Below are 20,635 nucleotides of genomic sequence, written 5' to 3'. Positions count from 1 at the left end.
TTTGCATGATTTCCAAAATTCACCACATTTTTATAGTAAACAACAATTGATAAACTCGAAAACCTAACGTTTCTATTTTAACATTTCAAAACCTCTCATACAAGAAATTTGATTACTTTTTGATAATTCAAACTATAGTTTTTCACTATAGTTATATATAAAAAATCCATACAGATGCATGGATTTACATGTTTAAAAATATACATTTATACTACCAGCCAAGGGAAACCCTTTCAAACTGACAACCTAATCGTCGCAATTCTTTTTGACGGTCCTCATAGTAGGGGAGAGAAATACCTGTAATGGTCACATGAGGCAGGTCTTTTAAGTGGAGACTGACAGATGAGGTAAAGTGATAGACCTTAACGAACTCGTATTCTTGAAAGAGTTGGACTAGAACATCTTCAAAGATCAACTCCGTCTCCAAGTAAGTCACATCAGGGATAGTGAAGGTTTCCTTGGGATGGGGTAGATAGAGGTCAATGGCCAAGGCCTTGGCATAGGTGCTGATAAAGCGGATGGAGATCTGGTCGTCCTCTTCAGAGAACTTTTGTCCCAGCAGGACCTTGACCGTCTTGCCATTTGAAACTGGGGCTTGAAGCAGGTCAAAAAAATGCTCCAGATAAACTAGCTTTTCTCTAGCTACGACATGGTAGTCACTGCGATAGAGGGTATAGTGCTTTTCCGTTCGCTCAATCAAGTCATCTCTGGTCAAACCCAAAGAACCCACCTGACTGGGTTGGAGAGGCCAAGCATACATACCCAAGGGGTAAATATCCGCATAGCCATCATCGAAACTCATGAGGTGTTGGTAAGTAGAGCTAGCAACCAAGTCCAGAATCAAGTTATTGTCAAAACTAGCATAAAAAATGGTGTCATAGTCGCCAGCCAGCTCCTGACAAATCTGAGCCAAATCCTCTTCCGTCTGAGGATAGTGAACATGGTTAAAATCCTTAGCATAATGCTCCTGACGGGCATTTTTGACAGGACTGACATAAAGACTGACAAAGTCCTGATCAGGATAGAGTCTCTTGATATGCTGGGCAATCTTGGCCTGCAAGGGCGTTGTAGCAATGATGAGGTGTTTCATCTCTTTGATTCTCCTAGGTGGTGATGGTACAGCAAGGTCTCAACGACTTCAAAGTCCAAGGCATCGTCGATATCATAAGAATAGAGTTTGGGCATTTCATAGGCTACTGTCTTATCTGTGTAAAAGGTCTCATCTCGTAGGTAACGATCCTTGCGAGAAATCCAGATACTACCGTTGGGATAGTAATAGACAGGTTCTTTCTGCCGAGCATAGTGCTTGGAAACCTGAGGCGGACGGATAAATGACGACTCCGCTAATTGCAAGTAAAGACTACGACTCTTGTCCGCCTTAACACAGGAAATCAAATGGTCGGCGCCAGACTGACAGTAGAGTTGATAGGACTCGACGAGGTGCTCCACCTCTCTCAGGGGTGAGGTCACCTGTAGATTCACAAAGACCTGCTCTTCCTCAAAGGGTTGTAAAAAATCTCGTAAGGTTTCTAAGCTAGAGGTTGTTGATAGGGCCAATTCTTTTGGTCTATGGACACAACGAATCTCTGGATAGGCTTGACGACAGAGTTCTAAATAGGCGAGTGAGTCTGAGGAAACCCAGATATCACTAAATAGCTTAGAGGCTAGAGCAACTTCTATGGTATAGAAAACCAAGGGTTTACCTGCAAGCGGTTTGATATTTTTATCCACTAAGCCGCGTGAACCCGAACGGATCAAAATGACAGCTATGGGTTTAGATTTTGCTTTCATATAGTATTCCTTTGGTTTTCTATTGTATTGGACCAGTGAGAAAAGCTAGATTGATCAACTTACAACATCCTATAAGTTCCTATCTAGTAGTTCGCGGTAGCCTTGGGTCACTGTCCCTAGTGAATAGTGAGATGCTAGGGCGATATTTTCTGCATTTGACTGGCTATAGTCTGCTTGTTCCATCTCTTCTATCTTTTGAATCAACTCTGATTTGGTTTTAAACAAGTTGATGGCATTGGACTGACTAGCATAGAGACGATGAGCGATATCCACATCTGATAACAAAGCCAGCAAACCTTGATTCAAGGCTTCAACACAGGCATTAGCAAATAACTCTGTGTAACTTGCAGACAGATAGCATTGGTGCAAATGATAAGGCACTTCGTCAACGATACCCTTAAAGTGAATGGTTGGTGGCAGGTCGTAGCGATTGCGCAGTTCCTCCAGACGCTCCTCTGTACCACCATAAAAGGTAATCTGGGCCTTGGACCCACGTTTGTAGAGTTCGATAAAGGCTTCAATGATAAGTTCAACGTTCTTGCCTTCTCCCATATGACCCACTAAACAATAGTCTAGCACAGGTCCCACTTCTTTGATTTGACCGGGATTTTCTGTAAACATAGGTGGCAGGAATCTTGTCTGGTAACCTTCCTTGGTCAAGATTTCTGTCAACTTTTCACTGGCAACTAGGTATTTGTTTGCCTTGCGCAGATTGGCGAGGCGTAAGTCTCGCATGACATTTTCATGGACGACTTCATAGTAATTTTTGTCCGTGTTTTCCATATAACGCCAAAGGCTGGGTTTGGGAACGATTTGTTGGTCACGGATAAAGAGATCGGTCTGTTTTGCCCATCCGGCTAGGAACTTCACTAACAAGTCCTCTTCAGAACGGATTTCTCCTCCTATGCGGTAGATGTATTCTGGGTAAAAGATAGTGACAGGAGAGGGTTCTTTGAAGGGATCGATAAAGCGTCCTTCCAGAGCCAATTCTCCATTTTCATGATACCAACGCAACTCCTTTTCCTTGAAATCTTCAAACAAGAAGGGACCTTTGGTATAGTAATATCTTCCCGAACCATCTCCTAGGGTAACAGAAGCGACAAAACCATCTTCATTGAGCTCAACCTGATCTCCGTCTGCTAGCGTTAGGCTTTCTGGTCTCACTGATAAATCTGCATGCCCTATATCTGAAAAACTATGCGGAACACAGAGCAGTTCTTTTTTTAAAAATCCTAACTTGATTAAATCTTTCTTCCAATCAGGTCGTAGCTGGGGACTTGATATGAGGTGGATGTAGTCTAAGCCTAGATGTCGTGCGATACGTGCTCGATAGACCTGGGTGCTCTCAAAGCCATAGCGATGGATTTCCTTGACTGGATGAATGGTGACAATTCTCGACATGTTATACATTCTTTCTCTCTTATTTTCTGCTTACAAAGGAAAAACCACCCTCGTCGAAAGGCGAGGGTAGTTAATTAGTTACTATGCTTGGGGATTTCCTAGCAAGTTCCCCCTCAAAAGGACTTTATGCTATTCTATCACAAAGACTGATCATCTGCAAGATAGACTAACCTAGAGATGATGGTCTAAATCCCATGGAAAATTAACGACGGTAATACCCACAATAATTCTATTTCTTTATTTCACAACAAGCTCATAACGTGTCTTACTTGTAAATGTTTGACCCGCTTTGAGAATGACTTGGTCTTTGAGCTCACTGTGAATGGCATCTGGTAAAGCTTGCGCTTCAAGGGCAATCCCATTGTGCTGTACCATTGGTTGACCTCCTATGATGACACTTTCATCCACAAAGTTTGCTGTGTAGACTACAAAGCATGGAGCCTCTGTCTTGAAAATCAGGAAACGACCTGAGTTTTGGTCATAAAGGAAACCAGCATTGTCATGACCTGCAGGAAGGGCAAATGGGTGATCCAAACCAGATACTAGCTGGATTTGCTCATCTTCTTCTGCAAAGATATCCTTCAACAAGGCACCATTATAAATGTGTTTCACTACATCACGATTAGCATCTGGAGTTTTAGCAGGAACACCATCGGGCGCAATTGGATAAATTCCCTCTGTGTTTAGTTGGAAGACATGACGGTCAATCGTCTGCGTGAAATCACCAGACAAGTTGAAATAGCTGTGGTTGGTTGGATTGACCAGCGTATCCTGATCGGTCGTTACCTTGTAGCTGATGTCATAGGCACCAGTTTCTTCCAAATGGTAACTGATCCAGATCTTGAGATTGCCTGGAAATCCACCTGTACCGTCTGTACGCTCTGCGTAGAGGGTCAAGCCATGGTCGCTTACTTCAACTAGTTCAAACAAGCTAGAATCCCAACCAGTAGAACCACTGTGGTTACAGTTGCTAGCATTGTTGACTTCAAGATCATAAGTCTGGCCATTGAGCTCAAAAGTCGCGCCTGCAATACGTCCTGCCACAGGACCTACGCTAGCCCCATGCTTGGGACTATTTCCCACATAGCTTTCAAAGTCATCAAATCCCAAAATAACGTTGGCAAAATTTCCAGCCTTGTCAGGTGTGACATATCGCAAGATAGTCGCCCCGTATGTCATAACCTCTAACTGATAACCTGCATCAGTCTCAAAGCAATAAGCTAGGACATCTTGTTCATCAACTCTGCCGAAGACACGCTCTGTGTATGCTTTCATTCGTTTCTCCTTCTTCCTAATTCTATTAAGCAAACAAACCATAGAAAGTCCATTCACAATCTATGGTTTGCCTGATGATATACAAATCCTCTTATCAAGAATCTATAAACGCAGTCTTACTTTTGATATTCGTGAATGATCACACCTTGTACCACTCGGTTTACTGTACCAGTAGGTGATGGTGTATCTGGTTTATTTTCCACTTTGAGTGAAGTTAATAAAGCAAAGAGTTGAGCGTAAACGATGTATGGAAATACTCGGTAAATATCGTTCAAGACACCACCACAACCAAGCGCAACTTCTTTTACATTTTCAAGACCAAAGGCTTGATCACTCAAAAGCACAACACGGCGAGCAATGTGATCACCCGCAACTTCACGAACCAAGTCCAAGTCGTACTTACGAGTGTAATCTGTCGTTGTACCAAAGACTAAAACGACTGTATCTTCGTTAATTAATGATTTTGGACCGTGACGGAAGCCGACTGGGCTTTCATACATAGTCGCAACTTGACCAGCTGTTAATTCCAAAATCTTGAGCTGAGCTTCATGAGCAAGACCAAAGAAAGGACCAGCGCCTAGATAGATGACACGGTTAAAGTCTAGGTCAACAAGTTCTTTGACATCTTCTGCATTGTCTAGAACTTTACGGGCAAGACTAGATACAACTTCAAAACGTTCAGCTTTAACAGCAAATTCTGTTGGATCAAAGACCAAGAGAGCTGTCAACATCATAGAAGTAAAGCTAGATGTCATGGCAAAGCCAGCGTCATTTGAAGCAGCAGGTTGTAATAGCAAGAGATTACGTTCATCGCCATGTGCCTGGAGAGCTAATTTCCCTTCTGCAGCACAAGTAATCGTCACTTGGTAAAGATCATCCACCAAGGCTTTAGCCAAGTCAACAGTTGCAACACTCTCAGGAGAGTTACCACTACGTGCAAATGACACAAGAACCGTCGCTACATCTTTTTTAAGATAAGTTTCTGGATTGGCAACGATGTCAGTTGTCGCGATGGCATTGAAATTCCATTTACGTTCGTCATAAACTTCCTTAAAGTAAGGTACCAAAGTGTCTCCCACATAAGCAGAAGTCCCAGCACCTGTCAAGATAACCTTGATATAGTCATGTTTATCAGCGATTCCTTTTAAGAAAGCCGCAACCTCTTCTTGTTTTGCTTGATAAGCCTCAAAAGCTTCTTTCCATACATCAGGCTGTTGGTAGATTTCACGTGTCGTAATTTCTGCCCCCAATTTAAGTAAGTCTTCTTTTGTATAATTTAGCATCGAATCCCTCTTTTTCTATTAAATATGGGAATGGGAGTAAGCCCCATTCCCATGTATATTTTATATAAAATGCTCTAACGATTTTCACGTTGTCACATCTTATTCATCTTCGTCATCATCGAAGCCCGCTAACAGGTCATTAACTTTCACAATACTTTCTGCAGCACGGCTCTTATAGTCCGCATCTGCACCTGTAAGGCTCGCATTGATAAATTCAATCACCATTGGAAGATTCATCCCTGCGTAAAGGTCAATATCACGACCTTCCATGATCAAACGGCTTACCACGTTACATGGTGTTCCACCGAGAAGATCCGCAAAGACTAGGAAATCATCCAAACCTTCAATAGCAGCTTCAAATTTTGCAGTAAAATCTTCTGGGCCATCTTCTGGAAGAAGAGCTACCGCATGAATATTTTCTTGTGGGCCCATAATCATTTCTGTGCTACCTTTAAGTTCTTCACAGAAGCGACCATGACTCACCAAAATTAATGATTTAACCATAAATTATGCGCCCATTCCAAGTAAGAATTTACCGATGAATGAAAGACCTACTGCAAGAGCAATGATGATACCAATTGCTTTTGTAGAGTTCATGCCTTTCTTACCAAGCAACCAGAAGATAAAGGCAGTGAAGATTGCTGGAAGCAAGCGTGGGAAGATTGAGTTCAAGATGTCTTGGAAATCAATCAATTTTTCACCGATTGGCAATTTATAAGAAACTTCAAAGTTGATCATTGTTGCTACAAGAGCACCCATCATGAAGACACCAAGTACAGATGCAGCGTCAATCAAAGCTGTCAAAGTACTTTGCATATTGTTGATAAGGTTAACCCCTTCTTTGTATGCAAATTCCAATTGTTTCCAACGGAAGATGTCATAAGCAACTGCAACTGCGATCCAAAGGAAGATACCCCATGGTTGACCAGCGATAGCCATAGTTGCTGCGATAGAACCCATGATAGCAGGCACAAGTGAACCAAAGATAGTATCTCCAAGAGGAGCAAATGGTCCCATCAAACCTGTCTTGATACCGTTAACGGCATCTTTTGAACCAACACCATCTTTTTCTTCCATAGCAAGGTCGAAACCAGCGATAATTGTGTGGAAGAATGGTGAAGTATTGAAGAATTGAGTATGAACTTTCATCATTTCTTTCAATTCAGGAGTTCCATCCCCATACATTTTACGCAATTGAGGCAAGATCATGTAAAGGTATCCAGACGCTTGCATACGTTCGTAGTTCCAACCTAATTGGAAAGTAAACAAGCTACGTTTGTTGATTTGATTAAAATCTTCTTTTGTTAGTTTGTAATTAGAATTCGTCATCTTCGATTTCCCCACTTTCTGATGGTGTAGAAGGTGCTGCTACAGCTACTTTTTGGCTATTTTTGAAGTGAAGCACTGCAAGGAAGATACCTACAATAGAGATACCAATCATAGACAATCCTTTGAAGTTGTTAGCAAAGCCAATTTTTTCAGCAACATCAGCAGGAAGAGTACCTACGATACCAGCAACAGCGCCACCAAGACCTGTTACGTATGAGTAAAGAACAGTCAACATAGCTGTCAAACCAAATCCCATAGCAAGGTAGTGAAGGTTACGTTTAACTGGAAGGTAACGAAGCAAGATTGCAAATCCAAGACCTGGAAGCATACGTCCTGCAAGAGTCAAACCATCTGCAACCCATTGGTACTGTTTAACCAAGTCAACTACTGTTTGTACAAATGCACCACCAAAGGCAAGGGCAAAGAAGACTGGAAGGGCACGAGAAAGAGCCCAAGGAAGAGCACCAAGAAGGTAGTTACGTTCGATTGCTTTATAATCGAAACGTTCAATCGCAGCATCAATACGGTGTGCGAAGAATGTAGTAGTCATACGACCAAGTACGTCAAAGTAAGTCAAAAGTGCTGCTACTGGTACAGCGATTGTAGTAATTGCAAGGTCTGTAGCAATTCCTTGTGAAACTGAGAATGCTGTTGCAAGAACCGCACCAGAAGTTGCGTCAATACGAGAAGCACCACCAAAGGTACCTACCCCAAGTACGAACAACTGCAAGCTACCACCGATAAACAAACCAGTTGTCACATCTCCCATGATTAAACCAGTAATGAAACCAGCAAATACAGGGGAACCTGCAGATGAAACGATCGTCAACTCATCACAGATTTGATAAGCTGAGTACAAAGTGAGAAGTAAAATTTGCCACCATTGTATCATAACAATGACCTCCTAAAAATTTTTTCCTATTTTAATAAGCTCAAAAAGTCTGAAATTGGATCATTTGGAACCATTTGAGCAGTAAGTTTAACACCTTTTTCTGCCAATTTGTGGAAATCTTCCACATCCTTGTCCACTACGTTGATAGAACGTGTGATGGCACGTGTTTCTGGTGTTTGAGACATGTTCCCAACATTAAGGGTTTCAAGTGGTACACCTGCTTCGACCAAACCAAGGAAGCGGTCTGGTTTACGAGCCACGATAAAGAGTCGTTGGCTATCGTATTTTCCAGCAAGGATATTGGCTGCCGCTTTTTCAATTGGCAAAATACTCAATTTTACACCTGGTGGTGTCGCAAGTTTCAAACCACTCTTTTCAACGTCGTTGTTGACAACTTCATCGTCTACAACCATAATACGTGAAACATTTAGTTTTCCAGCCCAAAGATTGGCTACTTGTCCGTGGATCAAACGTCCATCGATACGGCATCCTACAATTGTCATAAGTTTTCCCCCTTTATGTGTTTTAGTGTAGGTTTACGAGTTAAATGAATCTCTTCTTTATATTCACCTTCTGTTTCAAAAATAATGATACGATTAGCACCTTCCTTGAGATAACAATGAGGGATATAAAGCGAGAGTGTTGGGCCGACGTTCCAAAAACGTCCTAGATTACGCCCATTGACAAAAGCAACTCCTTTCCCAAACTCAGACAAGTCTAAGTAGGTATCCTTCGGCGTTTCAACTGTGAAGTCGTATGCGTAAAAGGCTGGTTGTCCTTCTGTCCATCCTTTTGAAAAATCAATTTTCTCAGGATTATCCAGTGGTAGTGGATATTGTTTCCAATTAAGTAAGAAGTGTAAATCCTTGCAGACACCTGTTCGGATTCCTTTACGTTGTGTGTCGGCTAAAAACTTGTGCCCATAATTGACACGCCCCATGTTTTCAATCAGGATATCAAATCGAGATAACGCTTTCTTTTCTCCTTGATAAAAGATATCTTCTCCAATTTCAGTTTGGTATTGGGTTGCAACCCACTTACCATCTACGAACAACTGTGCTCTATCTCGACCATCAATAATCCGAATGCGTTCTTCTTCTGCATCCCAACTTGTCTCTGTTCGGTAGAGTAGGTAACCATAACTTTGTCCAAGTTCTTCCATCTTTTTAGGATAGAGGCTTTCTACTGGACTAGACAAACTATCTAAGGTCTCAAACAAGGAAACTTTTTCAGCAAGTGAAATCGAATCCATTTCCATGCTTTCTTTATAAAGTGGCTCCAACTGTGGATACTCTGGGAAATGCGTTGCCATCATCTTCTTAACTGCTAAGTATTTGGCAGTTGGATTTCCTTCTTCATCAAGTAAGGCATCGTAGTCATATGATGTAACTTGTGGCAAGTCCAAAGTTCCTCGAGCTGAGCAACCATTCATGAAACCAAAGTTTGTTCCACCGTGAAACATATAAAGGTTAATCGATCCTTGTTCCAAAACTTCTCGAACAGCATCTGCCAATTCTTTAGGATCCCGTGTGATAATTGGTTCTTTCCAACGATTGAACCAACCATCCCAAAATTCCATACACATGAGTGGCCATTTCTTACCATGCTCATCAAAGAATTCCTGCATCTGTGAAAAGTTGTACGGTGCCTTAGAACCAAAGTTCCCTGTTACAAAAAGATCATCTTCGATTAGAGTTCCTGCCTTTAGAGTAGCTCTCCAAGGACCATCTGAGGTAAAGAGTGGACAATCAATCCCTCTTTCTTCCATCAATTTTCGAATTGCTCTCAGATAAGACTTATCTTCTCCGTAAGATCCATATTCATTTTCAACTTGCATCATAAGAATGTTTCCACCCTTATCCAACAAGTGTGGAATAAGCCTTGGCAATAATTGATCATAGTAACGACCAACCGCCTCAATATAGGATGGATCAGACGAGCGAATACGCATGTCTTTAGTTAAGAGCCAAGCTGGCAAGCCGCCAAACTCCCACTCCGCGCATATAAATGGGGACGGACGTACAATAGCGTAGAGCCCCAAATCCTGCGCTATCTGGAGAAATCTCTCCAAATCAAGAGCACCTTCAAAATTAAACTCCCCTTCAACAGGCTCGTGTAAATTCCACGCAACGTAAGTCTCGACAGTATTAAAACCAAGCGCTTTTAAGTTGTATAAGGAATGATACCAATCCTCTGCTGGAATTCTAAAATAATGAATGGCGCCGGACAAAATCTTGAACAGTTTCCCATCTAAGTAGAAATCATCCGTAATTTTAAATCGTGTCATAATACTACCTTCTGACAATTAAAGTTTACGCTTTCATTCGTTGATATAGTAAATATACATGAATATCTTCCATTTGTCAATAGGTTTTCACATTTTTTTCATTTTTTACTAAATTTTCCAAAAAAAAAACTTATAATACATAAAGGTAGTAAGATTTGTACAACAAGTATAAATATGTATCGTTTTATAATAATTCCTATACAAATTAACCTTATAGCTTATTATCTTAAATTTTTTATTCAAAAAACTGTTAATCTTGTGATTTTTATGGTAAAATCTTTAACGGAGAAAGAAAATCGAGGTGAAAATATGGCAATTCCTAAGTATCAATATATTAAAGACGAGTTAAAGAACAAAATCATCTCTGGTCAATTCGCCAGTGGAGATAAATTTTACACTGAAGCTGAATTGATTTCAATGTATGATGTAAGTTCGATCACTGTTGTCCGTGCCTTGAACGACCTTGCCAAAGACGGCTATATTGTCCGCCAACAAGGGAAAGGGACATTCGTTTCACGCGCACGTAAGCATAAACTCGTAGAGTTTTCTGATGTAGAAGTTTTCGAAACCAAAGATGACAAAGTTACTGTTCTTTCGATCGAACGTGCAAACAAACTAAACTACTTAGAAAAACTTGGACTTCGTGGTGATCAATTCTACTACAAAATTGAACGTGTACGTCAAACTAATGGTGTCGCATACATCTACCACACATCTTATATCCCAGAGCAATACATCAATGCAAATTATCCTAACTTAGAATATTATAGTTCAATCTATAACCGTTTTAAATTGGATTACCACATTCATATGAATGATGAACATTTTGAAGAAATCAATGAAATAGCATTTCCTACTCCAGAACATGCTGCTTCAGTGCTCGGAGTTGACGAGCAATTCCCTACTGTTTTGCAAACTAAGACAACTCGACTAGAGTCTACTGGTCAAGTCCTCGCCTTCAGCGAAACATACAAACGAGCTGATTACTACAAAATTAAATTTATTTCATGTGACCGTGATCACTAATAAAAAGCTTAAGCACTGCTTAGGCTTTTTTACTATAACCTGAAAACGATATTATGAAAACCCTATATCATTAATTTACTTAATTTAGACTATTTTTACTAAAAAAGTTAAAAATTATATCATTTTCATGTGTTTAACTGATATTTTTGATTTTTACCAAAACTTTATAATTCTCTACATTTATTATAGTTCTTATATAAAAGCTACTTGACTTTTTATTAGATAGATAATAAAATGAAATTGGTTTTATGTAAACGTTATCAAAACAGTGTTACAAGGAGGTTATGTCATGAAACTAGAAAAGAAACAGCGATTTTCCATTCGTAAGTATGCGTTTGGAGCTGCTTCAGTGCTGATTGGTTTTGCCTTTGGTACTCAAGTCGTATCCGCTGACGGAGTCACACCAGCACCGCAAAAACCTGAAACTTTACAAACTATGCCAGATAACCCGCAATTAAAAGAAGGTCCAACTAAGGAAGCCGAAAAGCTTTCAGACACAGTAATCCAACCTAAAGAAGAAGTGAAAGCAGATGTTGGCACTGCTAAGACAGATGCTCCAAAAGTTGACAATCCTGTAACCCCTCCAGTAAGTGAAAATGCAAGTCCAACACCTATTGTTCAAGCAGATAGTTCTACTCAAGCTGAAAAAACTAAGGAAGCTGATAATCAAAATGAGCCATCTACTCCAGCTGTTCCAACTCCAACTACTGAACGAGTAGCACAGGTAAATGAAAAACTAGCCAAAAGAAAAATGATCTCAATCGATGCTGGACGTAAGTACTTTTCGCCAGACCAACTCAAGGAGATTATTGACAAGGCCAAGCACTACGGTTTTACTGATCTTCATTTACTAGTTGGAAATGACGGAATGCGTTTCATGTTGGACGACATGACCATCAAAGCTAATGGAAAAACCTATGCTAGTGATGATGTCAAACGCGCCATTGAAAAAGGTACAAATGAGTATTACAATGATCCAAATGGTAACCATCTAACAGAAAGCCAAATGACGGATCTTATTAACTATGCCAAAGATAAGGGTATCGGCTTAGTCCCAACTGTGAATAGTCCTGGCCACATGGATGCGATTTTAAATGCCATGAAAGAGCTCGGTATCCAGAACCCTAACTTTAACTACTTTGGGAAAGAATCTGCCCGTACAGTTGATCTTGATAATAAAGAGGCAGTTGAGTTTACAAAGGCTCTGATTGATAAATACGCTGCTTATTTCGCTGGGAAGTCTGAAATCTTTAATATCGGACTAGATGAGTATGCCAATGATGCAACAAATGCTAAAGGTTGGAGTGTTCTTCAAGCTGATAAATACTATCCAAACGAAGGCTACCCTGTAAAAGGATATGAAAAATTTATTGCCTATGCCAATGACCTAGCTCGTATTGTAAAATCGCACGGCCTCAAACCAATGGCCTTCAACGATGGTATTTACTACAATAGTGATACTAGCTTTGGAACTTTTGACAAAGATATCATCGTTTCTATGTGGACTGGTGGCTGGGGCGGTTATGATGTCGCTTCTTCTAAACTTCTAGTTGAAAAAGGACACCAAATCTTGAATACCAACGATGCTTGGTACTACGTTCTAGGACGAAATGCAGATGGCCAAGGCTGGTACAACCTCGATCAAGGACTCAATGGTATCAAGAGCACTCCAATCACTTCAGTACCAAAAACAGAAGGTGCTGACATTCCAATTATCGGTGGTATGGTAGCTGCCTGGGCTGATACCCCATCTGCACGCTATTCTCCATCACGACTCTTCAAACTCATGCGCCAATTCGCAAATTCTAACGCCGAGTACTTTGCGGCTGATTACGAATCTGCAGAACAGGCTCTTAACGAGATACCAAAAGACCTTAACCGCTATACTTCAGAAAGTGTCGCGGCCGTAAAAGAAGCTGAAAAAGCTATTCGCTCTCTCGATAACAACCTTAGCCGTGCCCAACAAGATACGATTGATGAAGCTATCGCTAAACTTCAAGAAACTGTCAGCAATTTGACCCTCACGCCTGAAGCTCAAAAAGAAGAAGAAGCCAAACGTGAACTTGAAAAACTAGAAAAAAATAAGGTGATTTCAATCGATGCTGGGCGCAAGTATTTCTCAGCTGAACAATTAAAACGCATCATTGACAAGGCTAGTGAACTAGGATATTCTGATCTTCATCTCCTACTTGGTAATGACGGACTTCGATTCTTACTAGATGATATGAGCATCACTGCTAACGGCAAGACTTATACAAGTGACGATGTCAAAAATGCCATTATCGAAGGGACAAAAGCCTACTACGACGATCCAAACGGCACCACACTTAGTCAAGCTGAAGTTGCTGACCTGATTGACTATGCAAAATCTAAAGGTCTAGGCCTTATCCCAGCGATCAACAGCCCAGGTCACATGGATGCAATGCTTGTTGCTATGGAAAAATTAGGTATCCATAATCCGCAAGCCAACTTTGATAAGGTCTCAAAAACAACCATGGACCTTGAAAACGAAGAAGCGATGAACTTTACAAAAGCTCTTATCGGCAAGTACATGGACTTCTTTGCAGGCAAGACTAAAATATTCAACTACGGCACAGACGAATATGCCAACGATGCAACCAACGCTCAAGGTTGGTATTATCTAAAATACTACAATCTCTATGGTAAGTTTGCTGAATACTCTAACACTCTTGCTGCTATGGCTAAAGAGAGAGGCCTTCGACCAATGGCCTTTAATGATGGCTTCTACTATGAAGATAAGGATGATGTCGAATTTGATAAAGATGTCTTGATTTCTTACTGGTCTAAAGGTTGGTGGGGCTATAATCTTGCATCTCCTCAATACCTGGCAAGCAAAGGTTACAAACTTCTTAACACCAACGGAGATTGGTATTATGTTATAGGAAATCACAAACAAGATGAAGCTTATCCACTTTCAAAAGCCATTGAAAATTCTGGTAAAGTTCCATTCAATCAACTTGCTTCTACTAAGTATCCCGAAGTAGACCTTCCAACTGTCGGAAGTATGCTAGGTATCTGGGCAGATAAACCAAGTGCTGAGTACAAGGAAGAAGAAATTTTTGAAATCATGACTGCCTTTGCTGACCACAACAAGGACTACTTCCGCGCTAACTACTCAGCTCTCCGTAACGAAGTCGGTCAACTTCCTCAAAACTTGGAAGGATATAGTAAAGAAAGTATAGACGCCCTTCATGCAGCTAAAGAAGCTCTCAACTATAACCTCAATCGTAATAAACAGGCTGAAGTCGATACACTTGTAGACAAACTCCACGCTGCCCGTCTAGGCCTCAAACCAGCTGCAACTCACTTAGGAAGCCTGGATGAAAATGAAGTGGCTGCCAACGTCGAAACCCAACCAGAGCTCATCACAAGAACAGAAGAAATTCCGTTTGAGATTATTAAAAAAGAAAATCCAAACCTCCCAGAGGGACAAGAAAAGATCATCACACCTGGGGTCAAAGGGGAACGAATTCATCATATCTCTGTTCTAACTGAAAATGGCAAAACTACAGAAACCGTTCTCGATAGCCAAGTAACAAAAGAAGCTGTCAATCAAGTGGTTGAAGTAGGCGCTCCTATAAAACATAAAGGCGATGAACACAATCTTGCACCAGTAGCTGAAGCTCTACCTAGACTGGACATCCAAGAAGAAGAAATTCCATTCACTACAGTCACCCATGAAAACCCTCTATTACTGAAAGGCAAAACTCAAATCGTGACGAAAGGTGTCAATGGACATCGTAGTCATTTCTACACTGTAACCACTTCTGCAGATGGAAAAGAAGAAAAAACTCTTGTAGATAGTCTTGTAACCCAAGAAGCTGTTACTCAAGTTGTGGAAGTGGGAACTCTAGTAGCTCAAGTCGGCGATGAACACGAGCTTGCACCTGTAGCAGAAATCAAACCTAGAATTGACATCCAAGAAGAAGAAATTCCATTTACCACTGTTACTCGTGAAAATCCTTTATTAGCCAAAGGTAAAGCTCAAGTAGTAACTAAAGGTGTCAATGGTCGTCGCGTAAACTTCTACTCTGTCACTACTTCTACTGATGGTAAGGAAGTAAGAGCACTTGTAAACAGTGTCCTAGCTCAGGAAGCTATTGCTCAAGTAGTGGAAGTGGGAACTCTAGTAACACATGTTGATGATAAAAAGACACAACATGCAATCTCTGAAGACGAACCAAAACTAGAAATCCCAAGCCAACCAGCCCCAACATCTGTTCCTGCTGGGGAAACCAAAGCTCTTCCTCAAGATCCAGCTCCTGTGGCAACGGAGAAAAAACTCCCTGAAACAGGAAGTCACCATTCCGCAGGATTGATAGCCGCAGGCCTCATGACTACTCTTGTAGCTTATGGATTGACTAAGAAAAAAGAAGACTAACAGTCTTTTAGAGAAACAATAAAAAGCGAGATGAATTTCTCGCTTTTTTGATTTATGATTAGTCGCCAAGTCCAAGACGCTCAAAGATATCGTCCACTCGTTTAGTGTAATAAACTGGATTGAAAATTTCGTCGATTTCTTCTTGTGTGAGGCGTGATGTCACCTCTGGATCTGCTTCTAGAAGTGGTTTAAAGTCTACTTGATTATCCCAAGAGTAGGCTGTTTTTGGTTGCACCAAGTCATAGGCTTGCTCACGGGTCATCCCTTTCTCAATCAAGGTCAACATAGCACGTTGGCTAAAGATAAGACCGAAAGTTGAGTGCATATTGCGAATCATGTTTTCAGGAAAAACCGTCAAGTTCTTAACGATGTTTCCGAAACGGTTAAGCATGTAGTCGATCAAAATAGTCGTATCTGGTGTGATGATACGCTCAGCTGATGAGTGAGAGATGTCACGCTCATGCCAGAGAGCCACGTTTTCATAAGCCGTAATCATGTGACCACGGATAACACGCGCAAGACCAGTCATGTTTTCAGAACCGATAGGGTTGCGTTTGTGAGGCATTGCTGAAGACCCTTTTTGTCCCTTGGCAAAAAACTCTTCCACTTCGCGTTGTTCAGATTTTTGCAAACCACGAATCTCAGTCGCCATACGCTCGATGGAGGTCGCAATGCTAGCAAGAACTGCAAAGTACTCAGCGTGAAGGTCGCGAGGAAGCACCTGTGTAGAGATTTCTTGAGCACGGATACCAAGCTTATCGCAGACATATTGCTCTACGAATGGTGGGATGTTGGCAAAGTTCCCAACCGCACCAGAGATTTTACCAGCTTCAATACCAGCAGCAGCATGCTCGAATCGCTCGATATTACGCTTCATTTCGCTGTACCAAGTTGCTAATTTCAGACCAAAAGTTGTAGGCTCAGCATGCACACCGTGGGTACGACCCATCATAATAGTGAACTTGTGCTCCTTAGCCTTATCAGCGATGATGTTAGTGAAGTTTTCAAGGTCACGACGGATAATGTCGTTGGCCTGCTTGTAGAGGTAACCATAGGCCGTATCTACCACGTCGGTAGAAGTCAAACCATAATGGACCCACTTGCGCTCTTCCCCTAACGTTTCAGAAACCGCACGCGTGAAAGCCACCACATCGTGACGAGTCTCCTGCTCAATTTCCAAAATACGGTCGATGTCAAAGTCTGCCTTCTCACGAATCAAAGCCACATCTTCCTTAGGGATTTCACCCAGCTCAGCCCATGCCTCGTCAGCCAAGATTTCCACCTCAAGCCAAGCACGGTATTTATTTTCTTCACTCCAAATGTTCGCCATTTCAGGGCGAGAGTAACGGTTGATCATTGTTAGTTTCTCCTTACATTACTTTTGCTTCAAGTTCATCTAGTACAGATTCACCTTTTTGTATTACAGATTTTTTTAAATTAGGTAACGGAGTTGATTGATTTAATGAAATACCTTCGTCTTCAGAAATCTTTTCTAGTTTTTTGATTTCTATATCTAAGCTTTCTATTTTTTGATCCAATTGATCATTTTGATTTTGCATTCTCATCACATCAATTTTTTCTCTAAAAATAAGCCACAAATAAGGGACGACTATAAATGACATTTTAAGCATCATTTCTAAAGGACTATTTTGGCTTATTGACCTGGTCTCCAAAAAACGGTCATTCAAATAAGTAAATTTTGATTGTACAAAGAACTCATTTCCCAAGAGCTTAATTTTATCATCTTCCATCTTGATACCAACGATTGGGCGTTCAAATCTGTTAAATATATAATCAAACTGCTTAGATAATTGCTTTTCATCAAAACTATTGAATAATTCTATCAATTCATTATCTCTAATTTTAAACTTAGATTGTATTTCCTGAAGACACTTCCTTCTATTATCACTTTCTAATTCGTTATTCTCTGTTAATTTCTCACTAAAGAACTTCACAAAACTGAAATACAATACATCTGAAGATTCTCTAGAGATATTAAATAGTTCCGATAAATCATCCCTCTTATTACCTAAATTTAACTTGTACTTACTAGCAATGGAAAAATACACTCGATAAGCTTCAAAAAGCTCATGTAAAACTAAAACTTGTTTATTAGGAAAAAGAGAAATTGGAGAACCCAAGTGATAAAACTTCACAACATCAGTAGGATTATTCAAATCAAGCTCTGCACTTCTATATTTTGTATATTGATTATTAATTTTTATAGATGAATTAAAAATAATAACATCTTTTTTCAGAACACCTTGATCAAGATAGTTAGAAATATCATGTAATAAAACCGATTTATAATAGAATTCACTAAAATCATTAGATAATTTTGAAATTTGCCAATTCGTATATAGTGTATCGTCACTTTTTTGCGAAGACAATTTTAATTCTAATTTATTCATTCGTTCTTCCTTCTAATTTTAACACACGCTCTTCAAGTTTTAACACACGCTCTTCAAGCTCATTTTTTTCTTCTAGGGTAGCTTTTGATTTTAGTTTGTCTTCAAGTTGTTTTCGTTTCTCTTCGTTTAACTCTTCTTCTCTAATTTTTTGTAGCTGATAGTTTATATAAGTCATATTAAATAATAATAGCGCTACAGATGCAGCCGAGAAACCTCCTCGCTTCGAGATTGACTGAAGATTCTCGAATATTGAATTATCATAAAAGCTATAAAAATAGGTTGCTAAGCTAGCTATAATTCCCAATAATATTACTTTCTGTTTTTTCTTTTTAGACTCAACTTTTAGAATTTCTAAAATAGGATCAAGTATAGATGATACTAATGTGGCAAGAGTAGTATACAAAAAAATAGGAAGTCGTGAATTTAAATCAATATTTCCATCGAAAAAAGTTGAGGTACCTATACAAGATAAAAATAGAGCAACTAAAATGATAATAAAATTAGACAAGTCACTTGTTGTTACTAAAAATCTCAAATATTTTTTCATTTTATACCCCTAACTAGTATCAATACTCGAAATAAAAATCAATTAAATTGTATTTTAATATTTCCTATTCAAACTCCTCTTTCCCAATAAACACGGATGGGTAGTGAGAGAATTCATTGAGATCGGTATCCAATGGTAAATCATAAATTGCTAAATAGTTTTCAGGGTATTGTGCAGCTAGTTCTTCATATTTAGCTTGTACCTTATCTTGGTCAGCACTAGCAAACAAGACTTCGACAACTGCTCCAGTCTTATCCTTTTCAACAAATGCATTAACGATTATTTGAATCATAGACATCTCCTAAAAATCAATCCCTTCCCCAAACTCTTCCACACTATCTGGCACATCACTAAACAAAGTCACATGCCCCATCTTGCGGTTGTGCTTTGCTTCTATTTTACCATACATGTGGAGGTGGGCGCTTGGATTTTCTGTGACATATTTTTCAGCGGCCTTTACATGCTGACCGAGGACATTGAGCATAACAGCAGGTGCATGCAGTTTGATGGCTGGCAATGGTGCTCCAAGAACACCCAAAATATGCGTGTCAAACTGGGAGAAATCGCAGGCTTCGATTGAGTAGTGGCCTGAGTTGTGTGGACGCGGAGCGATTTCGTTGACAATGATGTCATCAGCCGTCGCAAACATTTCTACACAAAGGGTTCCAGACAGGTTAAGCTGTTCTGCAATTCGCACCGCCATGGCTTTGGCTTTATCAGCTAGACTTTCTGAAATACGGGCTGGTACGATGGTCTTAGACAGGATATTGTTACGGTGGATATTTTCTTGAACTGGGAACACCGTCACATCCTTGCCATTTCCTGATACGATGACGGAAATTTCAAGATCAAAGTTGACAAATTCTTCCAAAACACAGTCTGCTGAATCGGCTAGTGCATAGGCTTCTTCCAAGTCTGCTTCTGAGCGAATGACCTTTTGCCCATGCCCGTCGTAGCCACCAGTTGCAGTCTTGAGGACATAGTTTTTCGACAGATCAATATCTGCCAAGTCTTGACTTGAGGTCACAACCTTGTAAGATGCCACCGTTACTTGAGCCTTATTTGACAAAAAATTCTTTTCAAAAATACGATTTTGGGAAATACGAAGCAGATTGGTACCTTGAGGGAGCTGTCCATCCTTAATGACGGCATCCAAACCGTCAGCATCGACATTTTCAAACTCATAGGTCAGAACATCGCAACGCTCCGCCAACTGACGGAGGGCATCCACATCATTATAAGGCGCCACTATGATTTCCGCCACACGGGAGGCTGGGCAATCCGCTGCTGGGTCCAGCGCGATAACCTTGTGCCCCATGTAGATAGCAGAAATGGCCATCATCTGCCCCAGTTGACCCCCACCGATAATTCCAATTGTTTTAGATGAGCTCATTTGTCGACTCCTCTGCGATTTTTCCTTGTTCTTCTGTGAAATCTGCCAATGCTGTCGCAATAGCTTGATCCTCTACTGACAGAAGACGGAGGGCAAAGAGGGCCGCATTGGTCGCACCTGCTTCACCAATAGCCATCGTCGCTACAGGCACGCCACCCGGCATCTGTACGATAGAGTAAAGCGAGTCGACCCCACTAAGCGCACGTGATTTGACTGGTACACCAATGACAGGCAGAGTGGTTTTGGCTGCTACCATGCCTGGCAAATGGGCTGCGCCTCCAGCACCTGCAATGATGACCTTGATACCGCGACTACGGGCTTCCTCGGCGTGTTTGAACATGAGGTCTGGTGTACGGTGTGCGGAAACAACTTTCTTTTCGTAGGCTACACCGAAGCGGTCTAGGACTTCTGCTGCTTTTTGCATGGTTGCCCAGTCGGATTTTGAGCCCATGATGATGGAAATAATTGGTTTAGTCATAATTTTTCCTTTTTTCTTCTTTTTTGATAATGGTCTTAGGTGGTGGGGACGGAAGCAAACCTTCGGTTTCATTCCTAAAATTTGAGCCTAAGGTCTCAAATTTTCCCTAGACCAGAACAG

18 protein-coding genes are annotated in these 20,635 nt (G+C 40.7%); 2 read left to right on the top strand and 16 right to left on the bottom strand.

The window, feature by feature from the left end:
• Nucleotides 1-211 precede the first annotated feature (211 nt).
• The 10 genes from HMPREF1117_RS03050 to HMPREF1117_RS03005 all read right to left on the bottom strand — a co-directional run bounded on the left by HMPREF1117_RS03050 (nucleotide 212) and on the right by HMPREF1117_RS03005 (nucleotide 10,258).
• Entirely contained in the window at nucleotides 212-1,090 is an 879-nt protein-coding gene (locus HMPREF1117_RS03050; protein WP_000681394.1) for a glycosyltransferase family 52, read from the bottom strand.
• Nucleotides 1,087-1,791 carry an acylneuraminate cytidylyltransferase family protein gene (locus tag HMPREF1117_RS03045; RefSeq protein WP_000645005.1) on the bottom strand — a complete coding sequence of 235 codons (705 nt, stop codon included), beginning with the start codon at nucleotides 1,789-1,791 and terminating at the stop codon, nucleotides 1,087-1,089. The genes HMPREF1117_RS03050 and HMPREF1117_RS03045 overlap by 4 nt, the downstream gene beginning before the upstream one ends.
• A 69-nt stretch (nucleotides 1,792-1,860) precedes the next feature.
• Nucleotides 1,861-3,192: a glycosyltransferase gene (locus tag HMPREF1117_RS03040; RefSeq protein ID WP_000087129.1), complete on the bottom strand. Its 1,332-nt coding sequence runs from the start codon at nucleotides 3,190-3,192 to the stop codon at nucleotides 1,861-1,863.
• Between the two features lie 237 nt (nucleotides 3,193-3,429).
• Nucleotides 3,430-4,467 carry an aldose epimerase family protein gene (locus HMPREF1117_RS03035; RefSeq protein WP_000649443.1) on the bottom strand — a complete coding sequence of 346 codons (1,038 nt, stop codon included), beginning with the start codon at nucleotides 4,465-4,467 and terminating at the stop codon, nucleotides 3,430-3,432.
• 116 nt (nucleotides 4,468-4,583) lie between these two features.
• A complete protein-coding gene (locus HMPREF1117_RS03030) occupies nucleotides 4,584-5,750 on the bottom strand; it encodes an SIS domain-containing protein (protein WP_000936002.1) in 1,167 nt (388 codons plus the stop codon).
• Nucleotides 5,751-5,849: 99 nt separating this feature from the next.
• The gene (locus tag HMPREF1117_RS03025; RefSeq protein WP_000240986.1) at nucleotides 5,850-6,254 is read right to left on the bottom strand and encodes a PTS sugar transporter subunit IIA; all 405 of its coding nucleotides are present in this window, start codon (nucleotides 6,252-6,254) and stop codon (nucleotides 5,850-5,852) included.
• A 3-nt stretch (nucleotides 6,255-6,257) separates the two neighbouring features.
• Entirely contained in the window at nucleotides 6,258-7,079 is an 822-nt protein-coding gene (locus tag HMPREF1117_RS03020; RefSeq protein ID WP_000185290.1) for a PTS system mannose/fructose/sorbose family transporter subunit IID, read from the bottom strand.
• Nucleotides 7,066-7,971: a PTS mannose/fructose/sorbose/N-acetylgalactosamine transporter subunit IIC gene (locus HMPREF1117_RS03015; protein ID WP_000616998.1), complete on the bottom strand. Its 906-nt coding sequence runs from the start codon at nucleotides 7,969-7,971 to the stop codon at nucleotides 7,066-7,068. Before HMPREF1117_RS03015 ends, HMPREF1117_RS03020 begins: the two co-directional genes overlap by 14 nt.
• A gap of 26 nt (nucleotides 7,972-7,997) precedes the next feature.
• Entirely contained in the window at nucleotides 7,998-8,474 is a 477-nt protein-coding gene (locus tag HMPREF1117_RS03010; RefSeq protein WP_000156970.1) for a PTS sugar transporter subunit IIB, read from the bottom strand.
• A complete protein-coding gene (locus tag HMPREF1117_RS03005; protein ID WP_000196631.1) occupies nucleotides 8,471-10,258 on the bottom strand; it encodes a glycoside hydrolase family 35 protein in 1,788 nt (595 codons plus the stop codon). The genes HMPREF1117_RS03010 and HMPREF1117_RS03005 overlap by 4 nt, the downstream gene beginning before the upstream one ends.
• Before the next feature lie 309 nt (nucleotides 10,259-10,567).
• Here HMPREF1117_RS03005 and HMPREF1117_RS03000 point away from each other — a divergent pair, with 309 nt between their 5' ends.
• Both HMPREF1117_RS03000 and strH read left to right on the top strand, forming a co-directional pair.
• Entirely contained in the window at nucleotides 10,568-11,284 is a 717-nt protein-coding gene (locus HMPREF1117_RS03000) for a GntR family transcriptional regulator (protein ID WP_001007195.1), read from the top strand.
• A 289-nt stretch (nucleotides 11,285-11,573) separates the two neighbouring features.
• Nucleotides 11,574-15,686: an LPXTG-anchored beta-N-acetylhexosaminidase StrH gene (gene strH / locus HMPREF1117_RS02995; RefSeq protein ID WP_000764163.1), complete on the top strand. Its 4,113-nt coding sequence runs from the start codon at nucleotides 11,574-11,576 to the stop codon at nucleotides 15,684-15,686.
• 58 nt (nucleotides 15,687-15,744) lie between these two features.
• On the opposite strand, the gene purB is transcribed toward strH, so the two are convergent.
• From purB to purE, 6 genes are all read right to left on the bottom strand, one after another.
• Nucleotides 15,745-17,043, bottom strand: coding sequence for an adenylosuccinate lyase (gene purB / locus HMPREF1117_RS02990; RefSeq protein WP_000610718.1), 1,299 nt, complete (start codon nucleotides 17,041-17,043; stop codon nucleotides 15,745-15,747).
• 13 nt (nucleotides 17,044-17,056) lie between these two features.
• Entirely contained in the window at nucleotides 17,057-18,097 is a 1,041-nt protein-coding gene (locus HMPREF1117_RS02985; RefSeq protein WP_001037134.1) for a hypothetical protein, read from the bottom strand.
• Nucleotides 18,090-18,644, bottom strand: a complete 555-nt coding sequence (locus HMPREF1117_RS02980) for a hypothetical protein (protein ID WP_000760418.1) — start codon at nucleotides 18,642-18,644, stop codon at nucleotides 18,090-18,092. Before HMPREF1117_RS02980 ends, HMPREF1117_RS02985 begins: the two co-directional genes overlap by 8 nt.
• Nucleotides 18,645-18,708: 64 nt before the next feature.
• Nucleotides 18,709-18,936: a hypothetical protein gene (locus HMPREF1117_RS02975; protein ID WP_000614690.1), complete on the bottom strand. Its 228-nt coding sequence runs from the start codon at nucleotides 18,934-18,936 to the stop codon at nucleotides 18,709-18,711.
• Between the two features lie 9 nt (nucleotides 18,937-18,945).
• Nucleotides 18,946-20,037 carry a 5-(carboxyamino)imidazole ribonucleotide synthase gene (gene purK / locus HMPREF1117_RS02970; RefSeq protein ID WP_000099041.1) on the bottom strand — a complete coding sequence of 364 codons (1,092 nt, stop codon included), beginning with the start codon at nucleotides 20,035-20,037 and terminating at the stop codon, nucleotides 18,946-18,948.
• Complete coding sequence (gene purE, locus HMPREF1117_RS02965; protein ID WP_000165483.1) at nucleotides 20,024-20,515, bottom strand: 5-(carboxyamino)imidazole ribonucleotide mutase; 492 nt, start codon at nucleotides 20,513-20,515, stop codon at nucleotides 20,024-20,026. The genes purK and purE overlap by 14 nt, the downstream gene beginning before the upstream one ends.
• Nucleotides 20,516-20,635 lie beyond the last annotated feature (120 nt).

Source organism: Streptococcus sp. SK643 (genome assembly GCF_000259505.1).
GTDB lineage: Bacteria > Bacillota > Bacilli > Lactobacillales > Streptococcaceae > Streptococcus.
Note: the sequence above shows the minus strand (reverse complement) of the source record. Positions and strands in the feature narration are given on the sequence as shown.

What these genes read in the sequence shown, in the direction of transcription:
- HMPREF1117_RS03050 (WP_000681394.1), bottom strand. Translation starts at nt 1,090, where the DNA reads ATGAAACACCTCATCATTGCTACAACGCCCTTGCAGGCCAAGATTGCC.
- HMPREF1117_RS03045 (WP_000645005.1), bottom strand. Translation starts at nt 1,791, where the DNA reads ATGAAAGCAAAATCTAAACCCATAGCTGTCATTTTGATCCGTTCGGGT.
- HMPREF1117_RS03040 (WP_000087129.1), bottom strand. Translation starts at nt 3,192, where the DNA reads ATGTCGAGAATTGTCACCATTCATCCAGTCAAGGAAATCCATCGCTAT.
- HMPREF1117_RS03035 (WP_000649443.1), bottom strand. Translation starts at nt 4,467, where the DNA reads ATGAAAGCATACACAGAGCGTGTCTTCGGCAGAGTTGATGAACAAGAT.
- HMPREF1117_RS03030 (WP_000936002.1), bottom strand. Translation starts at nt 5,750, where the DNA reads ATGCTAAATTATACAAAAGAAGACTTACTTAAATTGGGGGCAGAAATT.
- HMPREF1117_RS03025 (WP_000240986.1), bottom strand. Translation starts at nt 6,254, where the DNA reads ATGGTTAAATCATTAATTTTGGTGAGTCATGGTCGCTTCTGTGAAGAA.
- HMPREF1117_RS03020 (WP_000185290.1), bottom strand. Translation starts at nt 7,079, where the DNA reads ATGACGAATTCTAATTACAAACTAACAAAAGAAGATTTTAATCAAATC.
- HMPREF1117_RS03015 (WP_000616998.1), bottom strand. Translation starts at nt 7,971, where the DNA reads ATGATACAATGGTGGCAAATTTTACTTCTCACTTTGTACTCAGCTTAT.
- HMPREF1117_RS03010 (WP_000156970.1), bottom strand. Translation starts at nt 8,474, where the DNA reads ATGACAATTGTAGGATGCCGTATCGATGGACGTTTGATCCACGGACAA.
- HMPREF1117_RS03005 (WP_000196631.1), bottom strand. Translation starts at nt 10,258, where the DNA reads ATGACACGATTTAAAATTACGGATGATTTCTACTTAGATGGGAAACTG.
- HMPREF1117_RS03000 (WP_001007195.1), top strand. Translation starts at nt 10,568, where the DNA reads ATGGCAATTCCTAAGTATCAATATATTAAAGACGAGTTAAAGAACAAA.
- strH (WP_000764163.1), top strand. Translation starts at nt 11,574, where the DNA reads ATGAAACTAGAAAAGAAACAGCGATTTTCCATTCGTAAGTATGCGTTT.
- purB (WP_000610718.1), bottom strand. Translation starts at nt 17,043, where the DNA reads ATGATCAACCGTTACTCTCGCCCTGAAATGGCGAACATTTGGAGTGAA.
- HMPREF1117_RS02985 (WP_001037134.1), bottom strand. Translation starts at nt 18,097, where the DNA reads ATGAATAAATTAGAATTAAAATTGTCTTCGCAAAAAAGTGACGATACA.
- HMPREF1117_RS02980 (WP_000760418.1), bottom strand. Translation starts at nt 18,644, where the DNA reads ATGAAAAAATATTTGAGATTTTTAGTAACAACAAGTGACTTGTCTAAT.
- HMPREF1117_RS02975 (WP_000614690.1), bottom strand. Translation starts at nt 18,936, where the DNA reads ATGATTCAAATAATCGTTAATGCATTTGTTGAAAAGGATAAGACTGGA.
- purK (WP_000099041.1), bottom strand. Translation starts at nt 20,037, where the DNA reads ATGAGCTCATCTAAAACAATTGGAATTATCGGTGGGGGTCAACTGGGG.
- purE (WP_000165483.1), bottom strand. Translation starts at nt 20,515, where the DNA reads ATGACTAAACCAATTATTTCCATCATCATGGGCTCAAAATCCGACTGG.